The following is a 22,582-nucleotide window of genomic DNA, read 5'->3' as shown; positions in this document are numbered from 1 at the left end:
CTTTTGTATCATTCGCAGATCATTATACGCGAGTAAGAGCACAAAGCCAAACTTTTCTTTTCTATGTGTGTCATCGTGTTGGAAGACTGGACAGTTTCCTACTCTTTTAGCAGGAAATTACTGATCACGACACGTTGGATTTCATTGGTTCCTTCATAGATTTGTGTAATTTTGGCATCGCGCATGAAGCGCTCCACAGGATACTCCCGCGTGTAGCCGTAACCCCCGAAAACTTGAACAGCCTCGATTGTTACTTCCATTGCTGTATCTCCTGCAAAAACTTTGGACATCGCAGATGCTTTGCCATATGGAAGACCTTGATCCTCCAACCACGCTGCTTGGTAAGTGAGCAAACGGGATGCCTCGATCTTGGTAGCCATGTCTGCCAGCTTGAACTGGATTGCCTGCAAGGAAGCGATTGGTTTGCCGAACTGATTGCGTTCTTTAGCATAGTTCCGCGCATGCTCGTAGGCACCTTGTGCAATGCCCAATGCTTGAGCGGCGATACCGTTTCTTCCACCGTCCAACGTCATCATCGCGATTTTGAAGCCTTGGCCTTCTTCGCCCAGCCTATTTTCTACTGGCACGCGCACATCTTCAAAATTGACTGCAAGTGTTGGCGAGGAACGGATACCCAGCTTCTTCTCCTTTTTCCCCATTGTGAAGCCGTCCATGCCTTTTTCTACGATGAAAGCCGTGATGCCTTTATGGTTCAGCTCTGGTTGGGTGACCGCAAATACGATGTAGATTTCTGCTTCGCCCGCATTGGTAATGAAAATTTTGGTGCCATTTAAAATGTAATGATCACCATCGCGTACGGCTGTCGTGCGCATTCCCGCAGAGTCAGAGCCAGATCCCGCCTCGGTCAAACAGTACGCGCCCATCTTCTTGCCTTCTGCTAATGGACGCAAAAACTTTTGTTTTTGCTCCTCTGTCCCGAATTTGTAAATCGGCCAGCTCGCCAAGGAAACATGTGCGGACAGTGTCACACCGATGGAGGCATCCACACGGGAGAGTTCTTCCACTGCAATAACGTAGCTCAGGTAATCTGCACCTGCTCCGCCGTATTGTTCCGACCAAGGAATGCCTGTCAGTCCAAGCTCAGCCATTTGCTCAAATATGGAACGATCAAAACACTCTTCTTCGTCGCGCTCGGCTGCTGTCGGAGCTACTTGATTCTCTGCAAAGTCGCGAATCATTTTGCGCATCATTTCATGTTCTTCCGTCAGTTGGAAATTCATATGGATCACTCCCCCATGTCTTTTTCATCTGTCTATTTAATCAGCAAGCAAATGCTTGGCGATAACGATTCGTTGAATTTCGTTGGTGCCCTCATAGATTTGCGTTACTTTCGCATCCCGGAATAGACGTTCAACCGGATATTCTCGAGTGTAGCCATATCCACCAAAGATTTGTACGGCTTCTGTGGCGAGCTCCATCGCGGAGTCTGTGGCAAAACGCTTTGCCATCGAGGCTTCCATCCCACAAGAAATACCTTGGCTGCGCAGCCACGCCGCTCGGTATACCAGCAACCGGGCAACTTCTGCTTTCGTCGCCATGTCAGCCAGCTTGAAGGCAATGGCTTGCTGCTTGGCAATCGGTTGTCCGAACTGCTTACGTTCCCGCGCGTACTCTGTCGCATACTCTACTGCCGCCTCGGCAATCCCTAGTGCCTGTGCCGCAATTCCGATTCGACCGGAATCCAGATTCGCCATCGCGATACAGAAGCCTTCCCCTTCCTGCCCCAGCAGGTTGGCAGCCGGTACACGCGCATTATCGAATACGAGCTCTGTCGTATAGGAACCGTGCAGTCCCATCTTCTTTTCTTTTTTCCCAACCGTGAAGCCTGGTGTATCCTTGTCTACAATGAAGGCCGATATTCCCTTGGTTCCTTTTGTAGAGTCGGTTACGGCAAATGCGATATACGTATCTGCCTCCCCACCGTTTGTGATGAACACCTTGTTTCCGTTCAAGATGTACTCATCGCCTTTTTTCACAGCTGTGGTTCGGATACTGCTCGCATCAGAACCTGCATGCGGCTCGGTCAAGGCAAAAGCCCCGAGGTATTCCCCACTCGCAAGCTTGGTCACGTATTTGCGTTTTTGCTCCTCGGTACCGAAGTAGAGAATCGGGTTCGTCCCGACGGAGGTATGCACGGACAAAATGACGCCTACTGTCGCACTCACTTTGGAAATCTCGTGAATGGCCAAAATGTAGGAAATAAAATCCGCCCCTGCTCCTCCCCACTCTTCGGCGATCGGAATGCCCATGAGCCCCATCTCGCCCATCTTTTTCAGGATCTGACGCGGGAACTGGTCCGTCTCTTCCATCACAGGGATGAAAGGTGCGATCTCTTTCTGGGCAAAGTCTCGCACCATGCGGCGCATCATCTCTTGCTCTTCATTCAATCGAAAATCCATGTCCGTCCTACCTTTCTGCAAAGTTCCTCTCTAGCAAAAGTTCAAAAAGTCGTCATTTCAGCACCGAGAAAGTGGCGAGAACCTGAAGAAGGAGGAGCGGAATGTAGAGAACTACATGAGCACCGGACTTCAAAGGTGAATGCCACTTTCGACGTCGCATACGCTTTCAGTACTACTTCGTGATCAAAAGACGAATTTTTGAACTACCTTGCCTAGTTGTACACGTAGAAACCACGACCGGATTTTTTGCCTAGCCATCCTGCTTTGACGTACTTGCGCAGCAACGGGCATGGGCGGTATTTCGAATCACCGAATCCTTCGTGCAGTACCTCCATAATGTAGAGGCAAGTGTCCAGCCCGATGAAATCAGCCAACTGAAGCGGCCCCATCGGATGGTTCATACCCAGCTTCATGACTTCATCGATCGCTTCCGGTGATGCAACTCCCTCGTACACACAATAAATCGCTTCATTCAGCATTGGCATCAGTACCCGATTGGACACAAACCCAGGGAAATCGTTTACGCTCACGGGCACCTTGCTCATTTGTTTGGACAAATCTTCTGTCAGCTGATAAACCTCATCGGATGTTTGCAGGCCGCGGATGATCTCAACCAGCTTCATCACGGGAACAGGGTTCATGAAGTGCATGCCGATTACTTTTTCCGGGCGCTTCGTCACTGCCGCGATCTCGGTAATCGGCAACGAGGATGTATTGCTCGCGAGCACCGTATGCGGCGGACATACCTCGTCCAGCTTGGAAAAAATTTGCGTTTTGACCGACATATTTTCCGTCACTGCTTCTACTACAAAATCTGCATCAGATGCATCAGCCAGATCGGTAGACAGCGTCAATCGTCCGAGAATGGCTTCCTTTTCCGCTTCGCTGAGCTTGCCTTTTTCCACGTTGCGCGACAAGTTTTTCGTAATCGTAGCAAGACCGCGTTCCACAAACGCCTGCTGAACGTCGTTCAAATAAACACGAAAGCCAGCCTGCGCTGCTACCTGGGCAATCCCACTGCCCATCTGTCCTGCCCCGATGACCATAATCGTTTGTACGTTCATGCAAAAAGGCCTCCCTTACTCTACTTTAATCAAGATGGCGTCACCCTGTGCGGCACCACTGCAAATTGCCGCGATCCCTAAGCCGCCGCCTCGTCTTTTTAATTCATAGGCGAGGTGCATAATAATCCGAGCACCACTCGCGCCAATCGGGTGTCCAAACGCGATCGCTCCGCCGTTCACATTCACTTTCTCCGCGTCCCAGCCGACGATTTTACCACTGGTCAAAATCACCGCAGCAAACGCTTCGTTCACCTCGAACAAATCGATGTCAGAAAGAGCTACTCCCGTCTTCTCCAGAAGCTTGTTAATGGCAAGCCCCGGAGTTGTCGCGATATAAGGTGCATCTGCGCCGACCTCGGCGTGACCAAGAATCGTCGCAAGCGGCTTGATACCCAGTTGCTGCGCTTTTGCATCCGACATCAACACCATCGCTGCTGCTCCGTCGTTGATTCCTGGAGCATTGCCTGCCGTGATCGTCCCGTCCTTTTTGTACACGGGAGGCAGCTTCGCCAATCCTTCCTTAGTGGTATCTGGACGCGGTCCTTCATCCACGATTACTTGCAGCGGCTCCCCTTTTCTTTGCGGAATGGAAACCGATACTAGCTCTTCGGCAAAAAGTCCTTTTTCCATCGCTTGAGCAGCTCTCTGCTGACTGCGCAGTGCCCACGCATCCTGCTCTTCTCGCGTAATCCCGTTCTCTTCCGCCACATTGCTACCGTGGACAGCCATCGCCACTTGATGAAACGGGCAAGTGAGGCCGTCATACATCATGAGGTCGCGAACCGTCGCATCTCCCATCCTCATCCCGTTGCGTGCATCCGGCAGTGCGTACGGTGCGTTGCTCATGCTCTCCATGCCGCCAGCGACTATGATTTCTCCGTCTCCTGCGCGAATGATCTGGTCCCCCAACGTCACTGCACGCATCCCTGACGCACATACCTTGTTAATCGTCTCGCTCGCTACATTCCATGGCAAACCAGCCTTACGAGCCGCCTGGCGTGAGGGCACCTGACCCGCACCTGCCTGCAAGACCATGCCCATGATCACTTCGTCCACCTGATCGCCGGAAATGCCAGCGCGCTCCACCGCTTCCTTGATTACAATGGAACCGAGCTCAACTGCCGATAACGCTTTCAAAGATCCGCCAAATTTACCAAACGGGGTACGCGCTGCCCCAACAATGACCGTTTTCATCGAATGACCTCCATTCGGATGATTTTCACATCAACAAAAACTAAATTGATCGAGCGTTCGTTCATTTTGCATACTTTTATTTTGCCGTCTTCCGTACGAATAGTCAATCAATAATGAAAAAAAGAGCAGCCTGACTTTTGGGAGAGTCAGGCTGTTCTTGCTATTGTCGTGCCATCCAGCTTAGTTTCCAGAAGCCTTGCTTGTTTTTCTGCATTTTATAGGCAATCTTATCACTATTGTCCTTGAAGGCCACCCATACAACCGCTTCCTTGTCAGACGTTTGCTCAAGCGTTATGTCACTTGCCAAGTCTCGCATCTTTTTTAACTGCTTCCAGCTATTTCTTGCTGCCACCGGATCTTTCTTCATATCTTCCAAGTATTGCTCCGGTGTTGGCTTCTCTGATCCATCGTCCTCGATATGCAAAGCGTACTGCATTTCGAGCTGACCCTCTTGCTGTGCTTGCACATACAGCTTCCATACATCGATTGGAGATAACCCACGCAAAAGCTCATCTTTTTTCTCATACATGTAATTGTAATAACGATCCTGTTCCTCTGGCTTTAAATCAAATACGGACGTAGCTACTGGTGTTTGTGTGCCACCCTGGGGGACATCTACGACATCCTCATTAACGGTACCGTTGCTGTTCAGTTTGAAAAGATAGACCTCTTTGCCTTGGACATAGCTTATGGTATACCAATGAAGCTTTTTATCCTTCCATCCAACAAACATCTCCAAGCCCACGTCTCTTTTTAGCAGAGCCTCCGTCTCGATCATTGTCCAGTCTTTTCGCTGATATCCTTCTTTTGCGAGAATCGAATAGCCCCAGTACTCTTCTGTGCCATCGTCCCCGCTTCCGCCATAATTGTCTACAACTGTGTAAGGGAACGAAATCTTGGCTTTGATTTGGTCTTGTGTCATCCCAACACGCAAGACATCGATGATCTCATCTACCGTTCCCATAATCACATGATCATCAGAAGCTGGGTGAGCCTTTGGATCGGGCTTTTGATGGGTACCTGGCTCAGCAGACGTTCCGTTCGGCGTATGTGTACTCGTGCTTTCCTTTTGCAGTAAATAAGGGGCAAACCCAATGACAAGCACAACCGCAACAAGTGCTGCGCTTACAGGGTAGATGAAACGAAACCTTTTCTTGCCTTTCTTCTCGATATTCATACGAATCCGCTCCTCCAAGCTAGTCGTATTGTCCATTCCGCGCAACAGTGTCCGGTCAGCCGTTTCCTTGAATTCCTCCAGCAATTTATCCAGGTTCATTCGATCCCCTCCTTTTCCAGGAGCGCTTTAAGTTTCTGGCGTGCACGGTGCATTTTCGTATAAATCGCTCCTGCGGACGTGTCCATAATCACCGCAATCTCCTCGACGGACAACTCTTCGTAGTAGTGAAGAACAATCAACTGACGATAGCTATGCGGCAGCTTCATGACAAGATGAGCAAAACGGGCGCGAAGGTCATTTTGCAAAACGGTCGACTCTGCTCCCTCGACTACCTCTATGTCCACTTCCGGTTTGAAAAACAGGTGACGGAACGACCACGAGCGTAGGTGTTTTTTCGCTTCGTTGACGGCGATTCGGTACACCCATGTTTGCATCGAGCTCTCTTGGCGGAATTTCCCCAAATTTTTGTAAGCTAACAGGAACACTTCCTGTGTGATATCCTCTGCAAGGCTGCGGTCCTTGACCATCAAATACACGAGTCGCAACACCTTTTTCAGATAGTGCCGGATCAATTCATCGAATAATGCCTCTTTTGTTTTGGTTAAGCCTTTCTCTGCAAGCTCCAGCTTCCTCACTCCCTTCCCACTCCATTAGATTCAGCTGGCTCCTCTATCTTACAGTTTTTTTGCAAAAAATAATGCGCAAGCCTCGTCGCTTGATCAGCACGAGACTTGCGCATGGTATGAACCTAGATGGCGTCTGCGAGAATTTCCGCGACGTCGCGTGTTTTGACGTGATCTTCCTGCTCTTTGGTCTTGATTCCATCGTTCATCATCGTCAGGCAGTATGGGCATGCACTGGCGATTTCCGTCGGCTTGACCTCCAGAGCTTGCTCCGTACGTGTAACGTTCACACGAGAGCCCTCATGTTCCTCCATCCACATCAAGCCGCCGCCCGCTCCACAGCACATACTGTCGCAGCCGCTGCGCTTCATCTCGACCACCTCTACGCCAGGAATGGCTTCGAGAATTACACGTGGTTTGTCGTAAATTTCGTTGTAGCGGCCCAGGTAGCAGGAATCGTGGTAGGTGATGCGTTCCTTGACTTCCTTGGTTGGCTTCAATTTGCCTTCCTTCACCCACTCCGCCAACAGCTCGGAGTGGTGGTACACCTCTGCATTCAATCCAAACTCCGGATATTCGTTCTTAAACGTATTGAACGCATGCGGGTCGCAGGTGACGATTTTTTTCACTTCATACGCTTCAAACAAGGCAATATTTTCTTGGGCGAGCTGCTGGAACAAGAACTCGTTACCAATGCGGCGGGCCGTATCGCCAGAGTTCTTTTCCTCGTTGCCCAAAATGGCGAACTTCACACCCGCTTCGTGCATGAGCTTCACAAATGCCTGCGAGATTTTTTGGCTACGCAAGTCAAATGATCCCATCGAGCCTACCCAGAGCAAGTACTCGAATTCTTCGACCTGCTTCACAGTTGGCACCTCGTATTCACCGTTCAGACCTTCAATCCATTTCGTCCGGTCTTTGCGGTTAATTCCCCACGGGTTGCCCTGACGCTCGATATTGTTCAAGGCGCGCTGCGCTTCTGCTGGCATGCTGCCTTCTGTCATGACCAAGTAGCGGCGCATATCGATGATTTTATCTACGTGCTCGTTCATCACCGGGCATTGGTCTTCACAGTTGCGACAGGTCGTACAAGCCCACAGCTCCTGCTCGGTAATGACATCGCCGATCAAGCTTTTCTCATAGACTGCAGTTGCTCCTTCCGCTGTCGCCGCTACTTCAGATGCTTGGATTGCAATCTGGTTGGCAGTCGTCTGCGAAAAGGCGAAGTTAGGCATCCATGGTGTACGCGATGTCACCGACGCACCTTTTTCGGTCAAATGGTCGCGCATTTTCGTAATCAAATCCATTGGGGAGAGCATTTTTCCCGTTCCAGAGGCCGGGCACATATTCGTGCAGCGACCACACTCCACACAAGCGTACAGGTCGATGAGCTGCGTTTGCGTAAAATCCTCGATTTTGCCGACACCAAATTCTTCCTGCGTCTCGTCCTCGAAGTTGATGCTGGTCAGCTTACCTGGCGGGTCCAGCTTCTTGAACCACACATTGACAGGAGCAAACAGCAAATGCGCGTGCTTGGACTGCGGCACATACACCGCGAAACCGAGCAGGATGATCAGATGCAGCCACCAGAAAACGTAAAAGCCTACCACTGCACCTGTTGTCCCTACTCCAATCGCAGAGAGTACGATCGCGAAAACAGATGAGATCGGAGCGAACGCCGATGGCTCATGTCCGAGCCAAATTTGTTCAAAAGCGAGCGAGAACAGCACAGTCGCCATCAGGGAGGAAATCAGCAAGAGGACGATCCCCGATTTGAAGCCGCGCTTCAGACGCTTGAGCTTTTCGATATAGCGGCGGTAAAAAGCGTAACCGACCGCAGCCAAAATGAGAAACGTGGTGATCTCCTGCATGACAGAGAAGTATTTGTGGGCGCTACCAAAAGGAAGCTCGTAGCCTTTCAAAAGCCCTTTGATAACCAGCTCGATGGCTCCGAATTGCAGGGTGATAAAGCCGTAAAACATCACAACATGCATCACGCCGCTCTTTTTGTCCTTCAACAGCTTCTTGTGGAAAATGACGTTGTCCAGCATCAGATTGATGCGTGCCCCAAAGTCATTTTTCACATCCGGCTTTTTCCCCAGCTTGATAAACAAGTATCTGCTGTACACGACATGCCCGGCTAAATACAGCCCGTAAGCGAGAACCAGGAAAAAGGCGATCAAATTAATGAGTGCCAGCATGTTTTCTACTCCCCTCTATTGCGAGTTTGTCTTTGGACGTGGAAATCGTTTTTTCTATCTTATCAGAATCATGGAAATAAATGAATGAGTATTCAGTCAGTCCGTTTATTTTTTTCGAAAAATGCAACGATACTGAGCGACCGCTCATAATGAATACAACTCGATCTTATCACACAAGTTGCGAATCATCCATCCTCTTCGAAGAGTTGGAAATATTCTTACGAAAAAAAGAAACAGCTACCTTCATACGGGTAGCTGTTGATCATGTTTATTTTCCTGAGGCTTCCTTCGTCTCGGCAGTAGGTTGGTCTTTCTTGGCCTTTTGCTCTGACCGTACATCTGCGAGTGATTTGACCTTGGTTGCTTTGATGCGCTTGTTACGCGGCAGATCAGTCGGCTCCAGATTGTCTACCTCGTCTTGCATGAGTGCTGCGATACCAACCGCTTTGCCTTTTGCAGCCATGCAGTATTCGCAGTTTTCCTCGTCGTGCTCGTGGTATTGCTTCGGCTCTGGATAGGACGTGATAACGCCTTCAAAATTGCGCAGCACAACTTTATCGGATGCTTGTGAGATGATGTAGTTCGGGCTGACAGGAATTTTGCCTCCGCCGTGTGGAGCGTCTACTACAAAAGTCGGAACTGCATAGCCGGAAGTATGGCCGCGCAGGTGCTCCATGATTTCGATCCCTTTGCTGACAGGTGCGCGGAAGTGTCCGATTCCCTCTGACAGGTCGCATTGATAGATGTAATACGGGCGAACGCGGATTTTGACCAGGTCCTGCACCAGCTTTTTCATCGTATTCGCACAATCGTTGATACCAGCCAAAATAACTGCTTGGTTGCCGAGCGGAACACCAGCGTTGGCGAGCATTTCGCAAGCTAGCTTCGCTTCCGGTGTAATTTCTTTCGGATGGTTAAAGTGTGTATTGAGCCAAACTGGATGGTATTTTTTCAGGATATTGCACAGGTTTTCGGTAATGCGCTGCGGGAATACAACGGGTGCACGCGTACCGATCCGAATAATTTCAACATGTGGGATGTCGCGCAGGCTGCTGATGATGTATTCCAATACACGGTCATTGATCAACAAACCGTCTCCACCGGAGAGCAGTACATCGCGGACTTCTGGTCTTGAGCGGATGTAATCGATACAGGCATCCAACTGTTTCTTTGGTACTCCCATGCCGATCTGGCCGGAAAAGCGACGGCGCGTACAGTAACGGCAGTACATGGAGCATTGGTTCGTCACCAGGAAAAGCACGCGATCTGGATAACGATGCGTCAGACCAGGCACAGGAGAATCGGTATCCTCGTGGAGTGGGTCTTCCATGTCGTATTTGGTACGAACCATCTCAGAGGACAAAGGTACAGACTGCATGCGAACCGGATCGCTTGGATCGTCTGGATCCATCAGATGAGCATAGTACGGTGTGATATTGAGTGGAATGGTTTGCGTAGAAATACGTACGCCCTCTTCCTCTTCCGGTGTCAGGTTGATTACCTGCTTCAAATCATCGACCGTCTTGATGGTGTGCGTAAGCTGCCACATCCAGTCATTCCATTGCTCGTCCGTGACATCCTTCCAAAGTTCTATCGAACGCCAATCGCGTTTTGTCGCTACTGTCATGTGCATCCCGTCTCCCCTCGTCTTATGGTGAACCTCTTCGTTTCACTCAACCAACAAGAGATGCAAGTGCCATGCCAACAAATCAAAAGATTTAGAAAATAAGGAATAGAGCGTTTCGTGAGCGCTTCTTATCCATTTGATCCTTCACGAGTCTGCCGAATTTTCGGCAATCAACAGGGAGGGATCACCCGCTGCGAGAGCTTGTATTGCAGTGTCTGTCTGGGGATGCCTAAGAGTTTGGCAGCACGAAGTACATTGCCGTCCGTTTGCTGCATCGCATCTTTGATCACCTTTTCCTCTACCTCACGCAAAATCTCGGGCAGCGTACAGCCTTCCTTTGATAAAAGTTGTGTCGAAATAGGTGCTTCATTTTTCTCAGACGGCGAGCGTTCCAGCAAATGAGCCGGAAGATGGTCCAACAAAATGATGTCCGACTCCACCATATTCATGGCTGCTTCTATGACATGTTCCAGTTCACGTACGTTTCCCGGCCAATCATACGCAGCAAACAAACTAGCCACTTCACCGCTGATTCCACGCACATTCATACCGAAGATCCGGTTGAACTTTTGCAAGAAATGATCGATCAGCATATCCACATCTTCTCTGCGCTCGCGCAATGGCGGCAGTTCAAAAGAGACGACGTTGATCCGGTAATACAGGTCGGTTCGCATGATTCCTCTTTCCACGAGTGACTGTGGTGCTTCGTTGACTGCGGCGATTACTCGTACATCCACTTTGGTCGACTGGCTTCCGCCGATCCGTCTGATCTGACCGTCCTGGAGGACTCGCAGCAGCTTTGCTTGCAAATCGAGCGGCATGCTGTTCAGTTCATCCAGAAATAGAGTACCACCGTCCGCCAGCTCGAATAACCCTGGCCGATCATCGGCTCCTGTGAAGCTTCCTTTTGTCGTGCCAAACAGCAAGCTTTCGAGCAGCGCGGCCGGCAGTGCGGCACAGTTTTGCGCGATGAATGGCTTACTGCTGCGGACAGACGCGTGGTGAATAGATTGGACAAACAGTTCTTTTCCCGTCCCGGTTTCGCCGTATATCAACACGGGAGAAGTTGTCCGCGCAGCTTTTCGAGCGCGTTCTTTGAGACGTTTCATTTTTTCACTCATCGTCAAAATGTCTTCGAAATGGAAAGTCGTTTCATCCACCGAGCGTTTTGTCCGTTTCGGCTTGCTAATCTGGGCCTGAAGATCAACCAAACGCTCCGACAGTTCTTTTAGCTTGCCGATATCCTTCGCCACCTCGACTGCCCCGACTAACCTTTTGCCTACTCTCACTGGAAGTGTCGTGTTGATTGTCTCCACGCGCATTCCCTTCCAGTTTTTATATGTCTGTGTCTGGTTGTAGATTGATTCGCCACTATCGATGACACGAAGCAGGGTACTCGACTGTCGATCAAGCGAAGGAAAAACCTCCAACAATGGCTTCCCCAACACCTCTTCTGAGGTTAGGCCATCGAGCTTGGCTGCGACGTGATTGTAGAAAATCGTAATGCCATTAGCGTCCACAACGTGAATTCCTTCATCGATAGCGCCCAAGATCGCCTGCAACATTTCTACCGTATCTGACAACGGCATCCTGGCTTTCACTCCTTCCTTCCATCCATGCTGCCAAAAAATCATCACTTCGCCGAATATTCGGCACTTTTACAAGGTTATCGATTACGCCCTACCTGAATGGCAAGCATTGCGGTATACAATAAATGTCCCAATATCCAGATGAAAAACGCTGTCAAACTCATCGCGGATTGACTCAACAGGCTAAATGGGAAAAACGCGACAGAAAAACCGAGCATCCAGTACAGCAAGTATCGTACCGATCGGGCTTTTCGTTCCCGCGGGTAAAAGTGCATGAGAAAAAAGGCGACGATCACACTAATCAGCAGATGAATCAATAGTTCTACAATAGAGGGCAGGTTTTCCATACCCGGCACATAGCTGACATCAATTAAAACGGGAAAGGTATTGGTATCAAACAAACCATCTCCGAGCGCCAAAAAAGCAGCAAGACCCAGACCGGCTATTAGTCCATTTGTGAGTACAAACATGCTGTATCCCCCTTTCACTTCAGCCGCAAGTAATCCTATTGTACGTGCAAAAAACCGCCCTTGCAAAGGGCGGCTTATTTTCCTAGCTCTATTTTCAGCTCATGCTCACCAGCATACTGCTCATTCATCCATAGCTGGTACGCAATTTCTACCTGTACAGGAACCTCTGCTTCGTAGCGGATTCGCAGTTTGTTCGTATGCGTCTCCATTGCAAACGGACCATAGGGACTTTGATAGGTAGAATGGGTGCTGGCTCCTTTTTCGAATTGCTGTCTGGTTGAAACTCCGCCCTGACGAACCAGCGTAATGGACGTATCTGTTAGCTTCAGTGTCGTGCTTACTTCGCCTACGCCTTCCATCTGCTCTTTGTAGGTCAAGTACCACGCGGTTGCTTTTTGTACGCGCTTGCCTTCATAACTGTGGGTCGTTTCTTCCCAGTTGCCTTCGACATGATGTCGTGCCGTCAATTTCACTTGTATGTCTTGCATGCTGCTTCCACACTCCACTTTCTTTCGCTTCCCATTTATCCCTACATTCTACCCTTCATCGCTCTGGTGTGGCAACCGCCGCCTCCGCTTTGGCATCAGCCAGCAGGTATTTCATGGTAGCAGCAATCCCGATCGCCGCAAGCAACAGCAGACCTGCCAACACCAAGTACCCGACTCCTGCCCCCGTGTAATCGATCATAGCCGTAAACAAACCAATAAGGACCAAACGCATCATCATTCCGATTGAGTTGAAAAAGCTCATCACCCGCCCCATCTGATGCTTCGGCACAACTGTCATATAGAGCGATTGCCGAATCAAGCGCACGGAAGCGTTACTCCACCCGTAAAACGTGTACGCCGCAATTAACGCCCAGCCATACGGCAAAGCAACCATGACAACAATGGCAATCGCGAACAACAACGTATTGACGATCATGGCTGCCAGCTGCCCCATCTTGCGAACGACGATCGCAACGAGTAAACCTGCCGCCACGGCCCCCAGTGCATACGTGACTTCACCTAGCGAATAAACCGAGACACCCTCCTGCAGCGTTTGGCTTATGTAAACAGGCTTCAATAAGTTCGTCGCCATAACAGCAATGAAGGGCATGAGTGCCGATATGCCAAACAGCAGGAATCCCTTCTTTTGCCGAATGTACCGCCAGCTTTCCATCAGCTGCCCCGTCCAAGCGACACCCTGGCTTTGCTTCGCTTCTTTTTCCAGCGTGAAGGTATACGTCATGGTAGACAGCAAGGTAAAGGCGAACAAGTAGGTAATCGCATTGAAAATAATCACCACATGCAGCCCGTAGGAGCTAAGCAAAATCCCTGCAAACGCGCCAGCAAGAACAGATGCAGTCTGTCCTTCGATCTCGAGCAGACTGTTGATGCTGTTGTAATGCTTGGGCTCAAACGTCTCCTGAACCAGTGCGGACTGCGTCGGGTAATGAATTTGGTACATAAAAGTCGTCGTCAAATAGATAACAATCAGCATCCACTCGGTGTACTCTCCGAAAAAGCCCCAGATCGCAAGCATGCCAAGCACACCAAATCCGATCAAGTTTTCTACCAGCAGCATTTTTTTGCGGGAATAACGATCGATGAGCGTCCCGATATACGGCCCGATGAAAAACATCAGTACCGCAGAAGTAAACATGGTGGAGCCCAAAAGTTGAGCAGAGCCTGTCGTTTCCACGAGGTACCAAGCAATCCCGATCATCGTCATGCCTTGCCCAAAGCCAGAGAACAGATTGGAAAAGAACAGCTTTCGAAATGGTGCGTAGGCAAATACTTCTCTCATGCAGACAACTCCTTTGTAAGAAAACCTCCGTCGACTATTAAATCATCTCACTATTATGATTGTACTGACAATTTTATACTTTGTAAACTAAAATGTTTATTAATTGAATTGAACGTCTACCACCAATAAGAAAAGCCCCTGGTTCTTTTACAAAAACCGGGGGCTTAATTACGCGGATATCTTATTTCACAAAGCTCAAGAGCAGCTCGCGAACGATTTTGGATGCCGCGATTTGCGTCATTTCACTGTGGTCATACACAGGAGCAACCTCCACCAGGTCGCAACCGATGACATTCGCACCGTTGTTTGCCATGAAGTGAATGGTATCGAGCAACTCACGAGAAGTGATGCCGCCTGCTTCTGTTGTGCCTGTTCCCGGAGCGTGCGCAGGGTCCAATACATCGATGTCAATCGACAGGTAGATTGGACGGTTGCCGATAGTAGGCAGCACTTGCTTCACTGGCTCCAGTACATCGTATTTGTACAGATGCATGTTTTCTTTTGCCCACTCGAACTCATCTTTCATACCGCTACGGATACCGAAAGAGTAAACATTTTTGCCGCCGATCAGGTTGCATACCTTTTTGATCGGGGTGGAGTGGGAGTATTCGTATCCCTCGTAGTTGTCGCGCAGGTCTGTATGCGCGTCAAAGTGGAATACGACCATATCCTTGTACTTTTCATAAACCGCTTGGAATACTGGCCAGGAAACCAAGTGTTCTCCGCCCAGACCCAATGGGAACTTGCCATCTGCCAATACTTTTGCCACGAATGTACGGATCGCATCCAGGCTACCTTCCACGTTTCCGAAAGGAAGGGGAATATCGCCAGCATCAAAGTATTTGATGTCTTCCAACAGCCTGTCCAAGTACGGGCTGTACTCTTCCAGACCGATAGAAACCTCACGAATACGGGCAGGACCAAAACGAGAGCCTGGACGGAAGCTCACTGTCCAGTCCATCGGCATACCGTAAATAACGGCTTGGCTTTCCTCGTAATTCCCGTGACTACGGATAAAAACATTTCCAGAGTATGCTTCGTCAAAACGCATAGGTGTTGTTCTCCCCCGATTAGTCGCGGGTCAGCTCAGCCACAAAGTTAGGCAGTTTGAAAGCAGCGTGGTGAACTTCCGCATTGTAGTATTTGGTGCCCAAATCTTTGATTTTCGCTGGATCTACTTCCAACGGATCGTGTTGCTTGGATGCGATGGTGAAGCTCCACAGTCCGGATGGATAAGTAGGGATGCTGCAAGTGTAGAGACGAGTAACCGGGAAGATCGATTTCAGGTCTTTGAACACGCGCTTGATCAGTTCACGGTTGAACCAAGGAGATTCCGTTTGAGCAACCATGATGCCGTCTGGTTTCAAAGCATCGTGAATGCCTTGGTAGAAACCTTTTTCGAACAGACCTACAGCTGGACCAACTGGCTCTGTAGAGTCAACCATGATCACATCGTACTCACCTTTGTGGTCATGAATATGTTTAATACCATCGATGACTTGTACATCTACACGCGGATTGCCTGTCAATGCACTCGCAATCTCAGGGAAATATTTTTTGCAAGACTCAATGACGCCACCGTCGATTTCAGCCAGAACTGCTTTTTCTACAGACGCGTGCTTTACGATTTCACGAATAGCACCGCCATCGCCGCCGCCTACAACCAGAACCTTTTTCGGGTTTGGATGCGTATTCAACGCGATATGAGAAATCATTTCATGGTAGACAAACTCATCGACATCGGTAGTCATAACCATGCCGTCGAGCACTAACATGCGACCAAACTGCTTCGTATTAATTACGTCGATTTGTTGAAACTCGGATTTCTCACTGTATAGGGTTTCTGTAATTTTCGTTGTTATCCCGTGATTTTCCGTCTGTTTTTCGGTGTACCACAATTCCATGTTCATGGCTATGTAACCTCCTTCAATTAACCGCATGAAAATACATATAACAAGAAAATTATAGTAGCTGTCTTCCAAATTGCAAGATATTTTTCTAGCAAGGAAAGTTTAACCAGCTTGCAAGCGACACATACTACTAGTAACGTAGTATGTCCTATTTTATTGATTCAACCGCAGAAAGGAGGAGAGGCACACATGGAAGTCATTCGCGAAGCCCCATTGCTGCGCTATTTGCGTTGGGCTAAGAGATTTGTAAAATTTACCATTCTCAGCCTATTATGTTTTTCTTTTGCCATCTTGCTACTCATTTTGTACTTACGCTCTCAACCACTCCCGGAAACGTTTGTGAAGCAAACCACGACGATCTACGCTTCCAATGGAGAGGTTTTGGATACGATGCACCGTGGCGAGAACCGGATTTCTGTGCCACTTGCAGAGATTTCACCCGCATTGCTTGATGCGACTATTGCGATCGAGGACCGTTCGTTCCGCGAACATTTCGGTTTTGATTGGAAACGATTAGCCATGGCCGCTTATGTCGATGTCATTAACATGGACAAGCGCCAGGGTGCCAGCACCATCACTCAACAATTGGCAAGAAATCTGTACCTCAGCTTGGACAAGACATGGGAACGAAAAATCAAAGAAGCTTTGCTTTCAATTCAGCTTGAGCTGAATTACAGCAAGGATGAAATATTAGAAATGTACGTGAATCAGATTTATTATGGTCACTCAGCTTATGGGGTACAAGCTGCTGCCCAAACCTATTTCGGCAAGAACGCCAAAGATTTGACAGTTGCAGAGAGCGCCATGCTGGCTGGCATCCCAAAAGGTCCTACTTATTATTCACCATTTGTCGATTTAGAACGCGCCAAAGCCAGACAAAAGCTCATTTTGAATGCCATGGAGCGTGACAATCTACTGACATCGAAGGAAGTAGAGCAAGCCTACGCGGAACCAATCAAGCTGAAACAGCGAACAAACGAAAATGTAACCGAGCCAGCTCCTTATTTCCGCGATTACATCGCCAATTTGGTAAAAAACAAATATGGCATCGACGAAGAAAAATTTATTCATGGAGGCCTAAAAATCCATACGACCCTTGATCCAGTCGTACAAAAAAAGGCCGAGGATATTGTCGGCTCCGTCTTACCGAAGAACAATCCGAATTTGCAAGTAGCCCTCGTCGCCATGGACCCAACTACCGGCTATATTAAAGCGATGGTAGGTGGACGTGACTACAAGGTGAGTCAGTTCAATCGCGTGCTTGGCAAGCGGCAGCCCGGCTCCTCTTTCAAGCCGATCATGTATTTGTCGGCCTTGCAAAACGGCTATACACCGCTCACTTTGATGAAAAGCGAACCGACCGTTTTTACCTACGATAACAATAAGCAGTACATCCCCGGCAATTTTGGTGGAAAATATGCAAACGCACTGATCAACATGCGTGAAGCAATCAAAACTTCCGACAACATTTATGCCGTCAAGACCATTGATTTTCTCGGGCCACAAAAAGTGGTGGATCAGGCAATGCAATTAGGTATCACCAGCTCGATGCAAGCAGTTCCCTCTCTGGCACTGGGAACTTCACCCATCTCCCCCTTGGAGTTAAACGCAGCTTATGCAGCAATTGTCAACAAGGGACAAGCAGTGAAGCCCATTGCTATCACCTCCATCGAGGACAGCGAGGGCAACATTTTGGTCGAAGAAAAACCGGAGAAAACACAGGTAGCCGACCCTGTCGCGTCTGCTCTCTTAGTGAATATGATGCAAAGTGTATTTGAACAAGGCGGTACGGGATATCGCGTAGCTGGCGAAATGAACCGACCGGTAGCAGGGAAAACAGGATCTACGGATTATGACGCTTGGCTGAGTGGGTTCACTCCGCAGCTAGTCTCTACCGTATGGGTAGGTTACGACAAAAATCAAAAGGTCGATGATGTAAAGGAAGGCTATCTGTCCAAAAAAATTTGGGCCCAGTTCATGGAAAGTGCACTTAAAGGTCAACCCCCTGCACTCTTTGACATGCCAGCTGGTGTGGTTTCTGTCTATATTGATCCCGCTTCTGGAAAACTGGCGACCGAGCATTGTCCGAATCCACAACTCTTTTATTTTGCCAGCGGAACAGAGCCTCAAGATTACTGCACGGATCACATCCCGACAAATGAGACACCGACACCTTTAAAGCCGCCAGATTCTGCGACCTTCTGGCAGCGCATGGGCAGTTGGTGGAAACCGAATAACTAAAGAAAAAAGGACGTTTCTCTTCATCGAGTACGTCCTTTTTGGTATACCTATTAACCTTGCGTGCTCTGATTGTCCCCGCCGCCCACGACTCCATCTCCATCTGCAAAAACATGGTCGTTGACGATTGTAATCAGACCGGCATTATCAAGCTGTTCCAATACTTCAAACAAGCTTTCCCTTTTTCCAGCAGGGAGCTTACTCACAAAGTTGTTTATCTCGGTCGGAGTCACGTGTGTGTGGAAATGGACGCCACCGTGCTTCACAAAATGATCATGCGATTGTTCATTACCACGGAGATCTTCTCCCAATGGGTACCGCCCCTTCCGTCAAACAGTTTGGTTCAATCCCCATTAGTGTTCCGCGATATCCCAAAAACTATGATCAATAAAAGAAATTATATACACAAACAGGGAAAGAGTGACGGCTCTCTCCCTGTTTGTTGACCTAGTGTACATGTTACACAGATATGGAAATAAGTTTACCTGACTTCAATTGTGTGAACAATTGATTTCACGATTTGTTCACAGACCGTTCACGATTTCCAACTTTAGGACAAATTTTGCTTTAATTCCTCGGTGGAGTTCTCAAACATGTCCGCGTTATTATCAATCAAAAGCTTTTTCAGAGCGGCTTTTTCCTTCTCGGATAGATCGGACAGCATAATACGTCTCTTCATGGAGTAATCCATGCGATTCACGTGATCTGCCAAAATTTTGTAGCCCCGACGCGCTTCCCTATCGATTTCCATATAGCACGCGGTTGCCCCTGCATAATAAGGACCAGCTTCATTGCGATCGACGGTTACCCAAACGAGCCAATAAGGCTTTCCATTTGGTACTTCTTCTTTATTCATCGTCCATTTGATGCCCTTTTCTACAGAACTTTTGGCATGCAAGGCACCCATGTCAATGTACGCTTCGTCCCCATCGATAATGACCGAAGACACAGCATTCAGGTCAAGTACACCTTGACCAAAACCTCCGTGTACATCGGTTTTTCCACTCATGATGGTAAAACCACCTTTTTTATTATCAAAAATATCCATTTGAACAACCTCCAGACAATCATTCTCCTTCCTTTTATTCTACTCGAAAAACGTGCGATGACGCAATTTGCCTATGTGCCCAGTTATTTATCCATGGGCTTTTGGGTGTTTCGTTTTTTGTTTACGAGCTGGATGATTTTTTCGATGCCCGACATGATCAGGATCGTAACGACTGCTGTATGGACAGCCATAGCTACCTTCATGACTAACAGTTCACCTAGCATCGTGTCAGAGGGAACAATAAACAGGTAGTACACAAAGCTGATAAAAAGAACACTTAGAAAGATCAGCCAGCCTCGAAAGCCTAACGTGAAGCGAATGAAAGCGGCGATGAGCAAACCGATCAAAGGCCCCGCAAACATCAATGAGAATACGAAAGGACCGAGTATGAACCAGACAATCCAATTATCATCCATTGTCTTACTCCCCTTGCTTTAGGTGACTACTCAATCATTGGAAGCCATTGATTCTTCTACCTCTGCCAGTCCACGCTCATCGAGCACGTAATGTCTACCTGTTTCTTTGTAACGCTCCGAATCATCTGACGAGAAACGTTTGATCAGAAAGCGCGCTGGCTCCTCTCCCTCTACAGCTACAGGCGGCTGGAATTCCAGGTCTTCACCGTCTCGAACATGGATGACAACGATGCGATCGTGATATTCAATAGACAGGTCTTCCCGTACTTCTTTTTTATTGGCGTCGAGCATAAAGGTCTGGCCGGATTTTTGTATCGTCACTTCAGGAAAGCTTTTGTCATCTTGTGCAATGATGTAATACAGATAGTCAGCATTTTGATCCGGAGCATTGCGCAATCCTGGTTGTAATTCCTCATCTCCCTGTAGCAATCGCGTTACTTGGTCGATGACTTCTGGTATGGTCGGAAGCTTGGCGTGTTCGCCTTTCACGTAGTAACGTTTTTTCATATCCTTCTGGGCGTAATTGGCACTCATATACGGAACGGTACCGTCCCCAATGCCAGGATCGAGAATCGGGGACCATTCGTTATAAAAAGAATCATAAAAGTAACCGAGCAGTGTTACTTGACCTGTACCGACAATGGAATACTGTGGAACATTGATCGTTTTGTTATCCCACTTTTCATGCATCTTGCCGCCATGTCGGACGAGCGGCGCATAGTCGAGGCGAATATTTTTGTCCTTTAAAAACTCGTCGTAGGTGTAGTACTGGATGTTACTCTTTTTCAGGAAGCCAACCGTTTCAAAGTATTTTTTGGAGGGTAACAGCTCGTAAACGGCAGGCGCATAAGAGGAAATCACTTTCCCTGTTTCCTCATCCAGCCAAGGGATCGAAAAATTGTATCCATGCTTAAGAGCCTGATATGCCCGTGGAGATCCAAGGAAAGGTGTGCCCATATACACGACACGATTCACTTTGCGCTGGTAGGACACGTTGGACAGAAGTGTTTCTTTTACCAAGAGCCCACCCATGCTATGTGCCACCAAATGCACCTGATTTGCCCCACTAGCCTTCAGTGCAGCATCGATTTCTTCTTTTAGAAGGTTGGCATTTTTGGTGCTGCTATATCGCCAGTCGTACGGCAGTGCAAATAAGGTGCGGTGCTTTTTGTATCCCGCTTTCTCCAGTTCCTTTACCATGCTGTAATACTGTTCGGTAAGTTCTTTTAAAAACGGCGCATAGGAAAGATATTCGATGGCATAAAAATCATCTTTTTCCGGGTGGATCGTCGCATCACGGACGACTGGCTGTACATCTACACTGTTTGGCTTGATCGGCTCCAATGAAAGCAGCCTGCGGTGTTTGGGATCATTAATACCAATGAGACTATCGCCAAGTGCCAACCATATTTCCGATCTCTTTCCATTCTGCTCCACTTCGAGTCGCGATCCACCTACTCCCGGGATTAAGATAACTGGGATCGTTCTGTCTCCAATATAAAGACTGTACGAGTTAGCGGTAAATCCCGAGCGTTTGCTGGCCATGACCTTGACTTTATAAGTTCCAGGATAGGCATTGAAAATCATATGTTCATCCGAATTCTTTGCTTTCTCAGATCTAGCAACAACTTTTCCAGCCTCGTCGAGCAGAAATACGTCCATATCCATTCCAGTAGGGATATCCTTGAGGGAGACCTCCACAGTAGAGGAGAGCTTAACGGATAAGCTGTAAAAATCCACATCTGTCTGTGAATGAAGATTCCCTACGATATTTCGGTTATACGCATCCAGCTCGTAGGCCTCTTCCATTGTGTCATTCGGCTCGTACCCATCCGCCTTGCCCCCTCCTTGATCCGCGAAAAAATCAGCTCGCAAGCGGTAATAGTAATCTTTCGAAAAGGAGCCCTGCTTTCCAACGACCTTGATGTAGTACCATTTGTCTTTTTCCAGTGCCAGTCCCTCGATTAGCTCAGGCTCATTTCCATGTTGCTCTGAACGGGCAAGCTCCCGCTCCTCCTCATCATACACATACAAATCGTAGTCTTCGTTTGCCCGAATATCTGTGAGGGATATTTTCATCTGTCCATTTGTTGTTCCTCTGATTTTCCAAAAATCCACATCATTTTTGCTGCTAATCTTTCCATGGCTGTCCTTTCCATCAAAGAGCCAGTCCGATCTGCTGCCCAAGGTGTCATTCGGTTCTACCTCAAAGCGAGCTTCTCTACTGCGCAGTTCCACTTCTCCAGGCTTCTTCTCGCCTGAAAAATGCGCATAAAATTCCTCTGCCAGCCGCGAAAGCTCTTCATCGGTGGCATCCTGCTCTGGCGGAGCTTCGTTTGGGTCTTCGATCTCTAGTTCAACCAACTCTAACGGTTCTCCCTGATCGGCAGCCATTTCATTCCAAGGCGCCTTTTTGATTTTTATTTTATCTACGGTCGGCTCTATGTGTTCAGGCAACGACAGCTCCCAGCTACGTAACGGCTCTTCTGAATCATCTATGAACATCGTTATCTGGAGAGGGCTATCATCCAAAGGCATTACAGCGAGGGAAATCTGAGACTCCTCGTGAAAAGAACGGGTTTTTCTGTCGATGTCCTGATTGACAGACAGCTCGATTTTATCCGGAGTACCCGATAATTGTGCCTGAAAACGCACCTCTCCCTCGTCGATCCATGCCCACGCCTCCTCTACGAATATCTCCCGTTCATTTGCCCAGCCCTGTTCCACTGTATTTCCCAAGCATAAAGCGAATAGGAGAAGTGCACATAGCAAGCGCCGCGTGATTAATCCCACAAAAATCCCCCTCATCCTTTTTCT

19 protein-coding genes are annotated in these 22,582 nt (G+C 48.4%); 1 reads left to right on the top strand and 18 read right to left on the bottom strand.

What is annotated here, in order from left to right; translation table 11 throughout:
• Positions 1–98: 98 nt before the first annotated feature.
• The 14 genes from HP398_RS18215 to speE all read right to left on the bottom strand — a co-directional run bounded on the left by HP398_RS18215 (position 99) and on the right by speE (position 16,057).
• Positions 99–1,241, bottom strand: a complete 1,143-nt coding sequence (locus HP398_RS18215; protein ID WP_017252399.1) for an acyl-CoA dehydrogenase — start codon at positions 1,239–1,241, stop codon at positions 99–101.
• 36 nt (positions 1,242–1,277) lie between these two features.
• Positions 1,278–2,420, bottom strand: a complete 1,143-nt coding sequence (locus tag HP398_RS18210; protein WP_173623319.1) for an acyl-CoA dehydrogenase — start codon at positions 2,418–2,420, stop codon at positions 1,278–1,280.
• A gap of 212 nt (positions 2,421–2,632) precedes the next feature.
• Entirely contained in the window at positions 2,633–3,484 is an 852-nt protein-coding gene (locus HP398_RS18205) for a 3-hydroxybutyryl-CoA dehydrogenase (protein WP_173623318.1), read from the bottom strand.
• Between the two features lie 15 nt (positions 3,485–3,499).
• On the bottom strand, positions 3,500–4,678 hold the full coding sequence (locus HP398_RS18200; protein ID WP_173623317.1) for an acetyl-CoA C-acetyltransferase: 1,179 nt from the start codon (positions 4,676–4,678) through the stop codon (positions 3,500–3,502).
• A 160-nt stretch (positions 4,679–4,838) separates the two neighbouring features.
• Positions 4,839–5,954 carry a hypothetical protein gene (locus HP398_RS18195; protein WP_173623316.1) on the bottom strand — a complete coding sequence of 372 codons (1,116 nt, stop codon included), beginning with the start codon at positions 5,952–5,954 and terminating at the stop codon, positions 4,839–4,841.
• Positions 5,951–6,490 carry a sigma-70 family RNA polymerase sigma factor gene (locus HP398_RS18190; RefSeq protein WP_173623315.1) on the bottom strand — a complete coding sequence of 180 codons (540 nt, stop codon included), beginning with the start codon at positions 6,488–6,490 and terminating at the stop codon, positions 5,951–5,953. The genes HP398_RS18195 and HP398_RS18190 overlap by 4 nt, the downstream gene beginning before the upstream one ends.
• A gap of 113 nt (positions 6,491–6,603) precedes the next feature.
• A complete protein-coding gene (locus tag HP398_RS18185; protein WP_173623314.1) occupies positions 6,604–8,679 on the bottom strand; it encodes a heterodisulfide reductase-related iron-sulfur binding cluster in 2,076 nt (691 codons plus the stop codon).
• A 268-nt stretch (positions 8,680–8,947) separates the two neighbouring features.
• A complete protein-coding gene (gene kamA, locus HP398_RS18180; RefSeq protein ID WP_173623313.1) occupies positions 8,948–10,312 on the bottom strand; it encodes a lysine 2,3-aminomutase in 1,365 nt (454 codons plus the stop codon).
• 164 nt (positions 10,313–10,476) lie between these two features.
• Positions 10,477–11,895, bottom strand: coding sequence for a sigma-54 interaction domain-containing protein (locus HP398_RS18175; RefSeq protein WP_173623312.1), 1,419 nt, complete (start codon positions 11,893–11,895; stop codon positions 10,477–10,479).
• Between the two features lie 77 nt (positions 11,896–11,972).
• Positions 11,973–12,365 carry a hypothetical protein gene (locus HP398_RS18170; RefSeq protein WP_173623311.1) on the bottom strand — a complete coding sequence of 131 codons (393 nt, stop codon included), beginning with the start codon at positions 12,363–12,365 and terminating at the stop codon, positions 11,973–11,975.
• A gap of 74 nt (positions 12,366–12,439) precedes the next feature.
• Positions 12,440–12,853 carry a YwiB family protein gene (locus tag HP398_RS18165; RefSeq protein WP_106654809.1) on the bottom strand — a complete coding sequence of 138 codons (414 nt, stop codon included), beginning with the start codon at positions 12,851–12,853 and terminating at the stop codon, positions 12,440–12,442.
• A gap of 55 nt (positions 12,854–12,908) precedes the next feature.
• Positions 12,909–14,153 (bottom strand): MFS transporter, encoded by a 1,245-nt coding sequence (locus tag HP398_RS18160; RefSeq protein WP_173623310.1) that lies wholly within the window; start codon positions 14,151–14,153, stop codon positions 12,909–12,911.
• Between the two features lie 181 nt (positions 14,154–14,334).
• Positions 14,335–15,204: an agmatinase gene (gene speB / locus HP398_RS18155; RefSeq protein WP_017252411.1), complete on the bottom strand. Its 870-nt coding sequence runs from the start codon at positions 15,202–15,204 to the stop codon at positions 14,335–14,337.
• 19 nt (positions 15,205–15,223) lie between these two features.
• Positions 15,224–16,057, bottom strand: a complete 834-nt coding sequence (speE, locus tag HP398_RS18150; protein ID WP_026043396.1) for a polyamine aminopropyltransferase — start codon at positions 16,055–16,057, stop codon at positions 15,224–15,226.
• Between the two features lie 195 nt (positions 16,058–16,252).
• On the opposite strand from speE, the gene HP398_RS18145 reads away from it, so the two are divergent.
• Complete coding sequence (locus HP398_RS18145) at positions 16,253–18,304, top strand: transglycosylase domain-containing protein (RefSeq protein WP_173623309.1); 2,052 nt, start codon at positions 16,253–16,255, stop codon at positions 18,302–18,304.
• A gap of 50 nt (positions 18,305–18,354) precedes the next feature.
• Here the strand turns inward: HP398_RS18145 and HP398_RS18140 are convergent, their stop codons facing one another.
• The 4 genes from HP398_RS18140 to HP398_RS18125 all read right to left on the bottom strand — a co-directional run bounded on the left by HP398_RS18140 (position 18,355) and on the right by HP398_RS18125 (position 22,558).
• Positions 18,355–18,612 (bottom strand): hypothetical protein, encoded by a 258-nt coding sequence (locus HP398_RS18140; protein ID WP_017252414.1) that lies wholly within the window; start codon positions 18,610–18,612, stop codon positions 18,355–18,357.
• A gap of 239 nt (positions 18,613–18,851) precedes the next feature.
• Complete coding sequence (locus tag HP398_RS18135; protein WP_069851084.1) at positions 18,852–19,349, bottom strand: YwhD family protein; 498 nt, start codon at positions 19,347–19,349, stop codon at positions 18,852–18,854.
• Positions 19,350–19,432: 83 nt separating this feature from the next.
• A complete protein-coding gene (locus tag HP398_RS18130; RefSeq protein WP_017252416.1) occupies positions 19,433–19,765 on the bottom strand; it encodes a hypothetical protein in 333 nt (110 codons plus the stop codon).
• Between the two features lie 30 nt (positions 19,766–19,795).
• Positions 19,796–22,558, bottom strand: a complete 2,763-nt coding sequence (locus HP398_RS18125) for a lipase/acyltransferase domain-containing protein (RefSeq protein WP_173623308.1) — start codon at positions 22,556–22,558, stop codon at positions 19,796–19,798.
• Positions 22,559–22,582: the final 24 nt, after the last annotated feature.

The sequence above is a fragment of the Brevibacillus sp. HB1.4B genome (assembly GCF_013284285.1).
Classification (GTDB): Bacteria; Bacillota; Bacilli; order Brevibacillales; family Brevibacillaceae; genus Brevibacillus; species Brevibacillus porteri.
The sequence above is the reverse complement of the archived record's forward strand: the minus strand, read 5'-3'. Positions and strand labels throughout refer to the sequence as shown.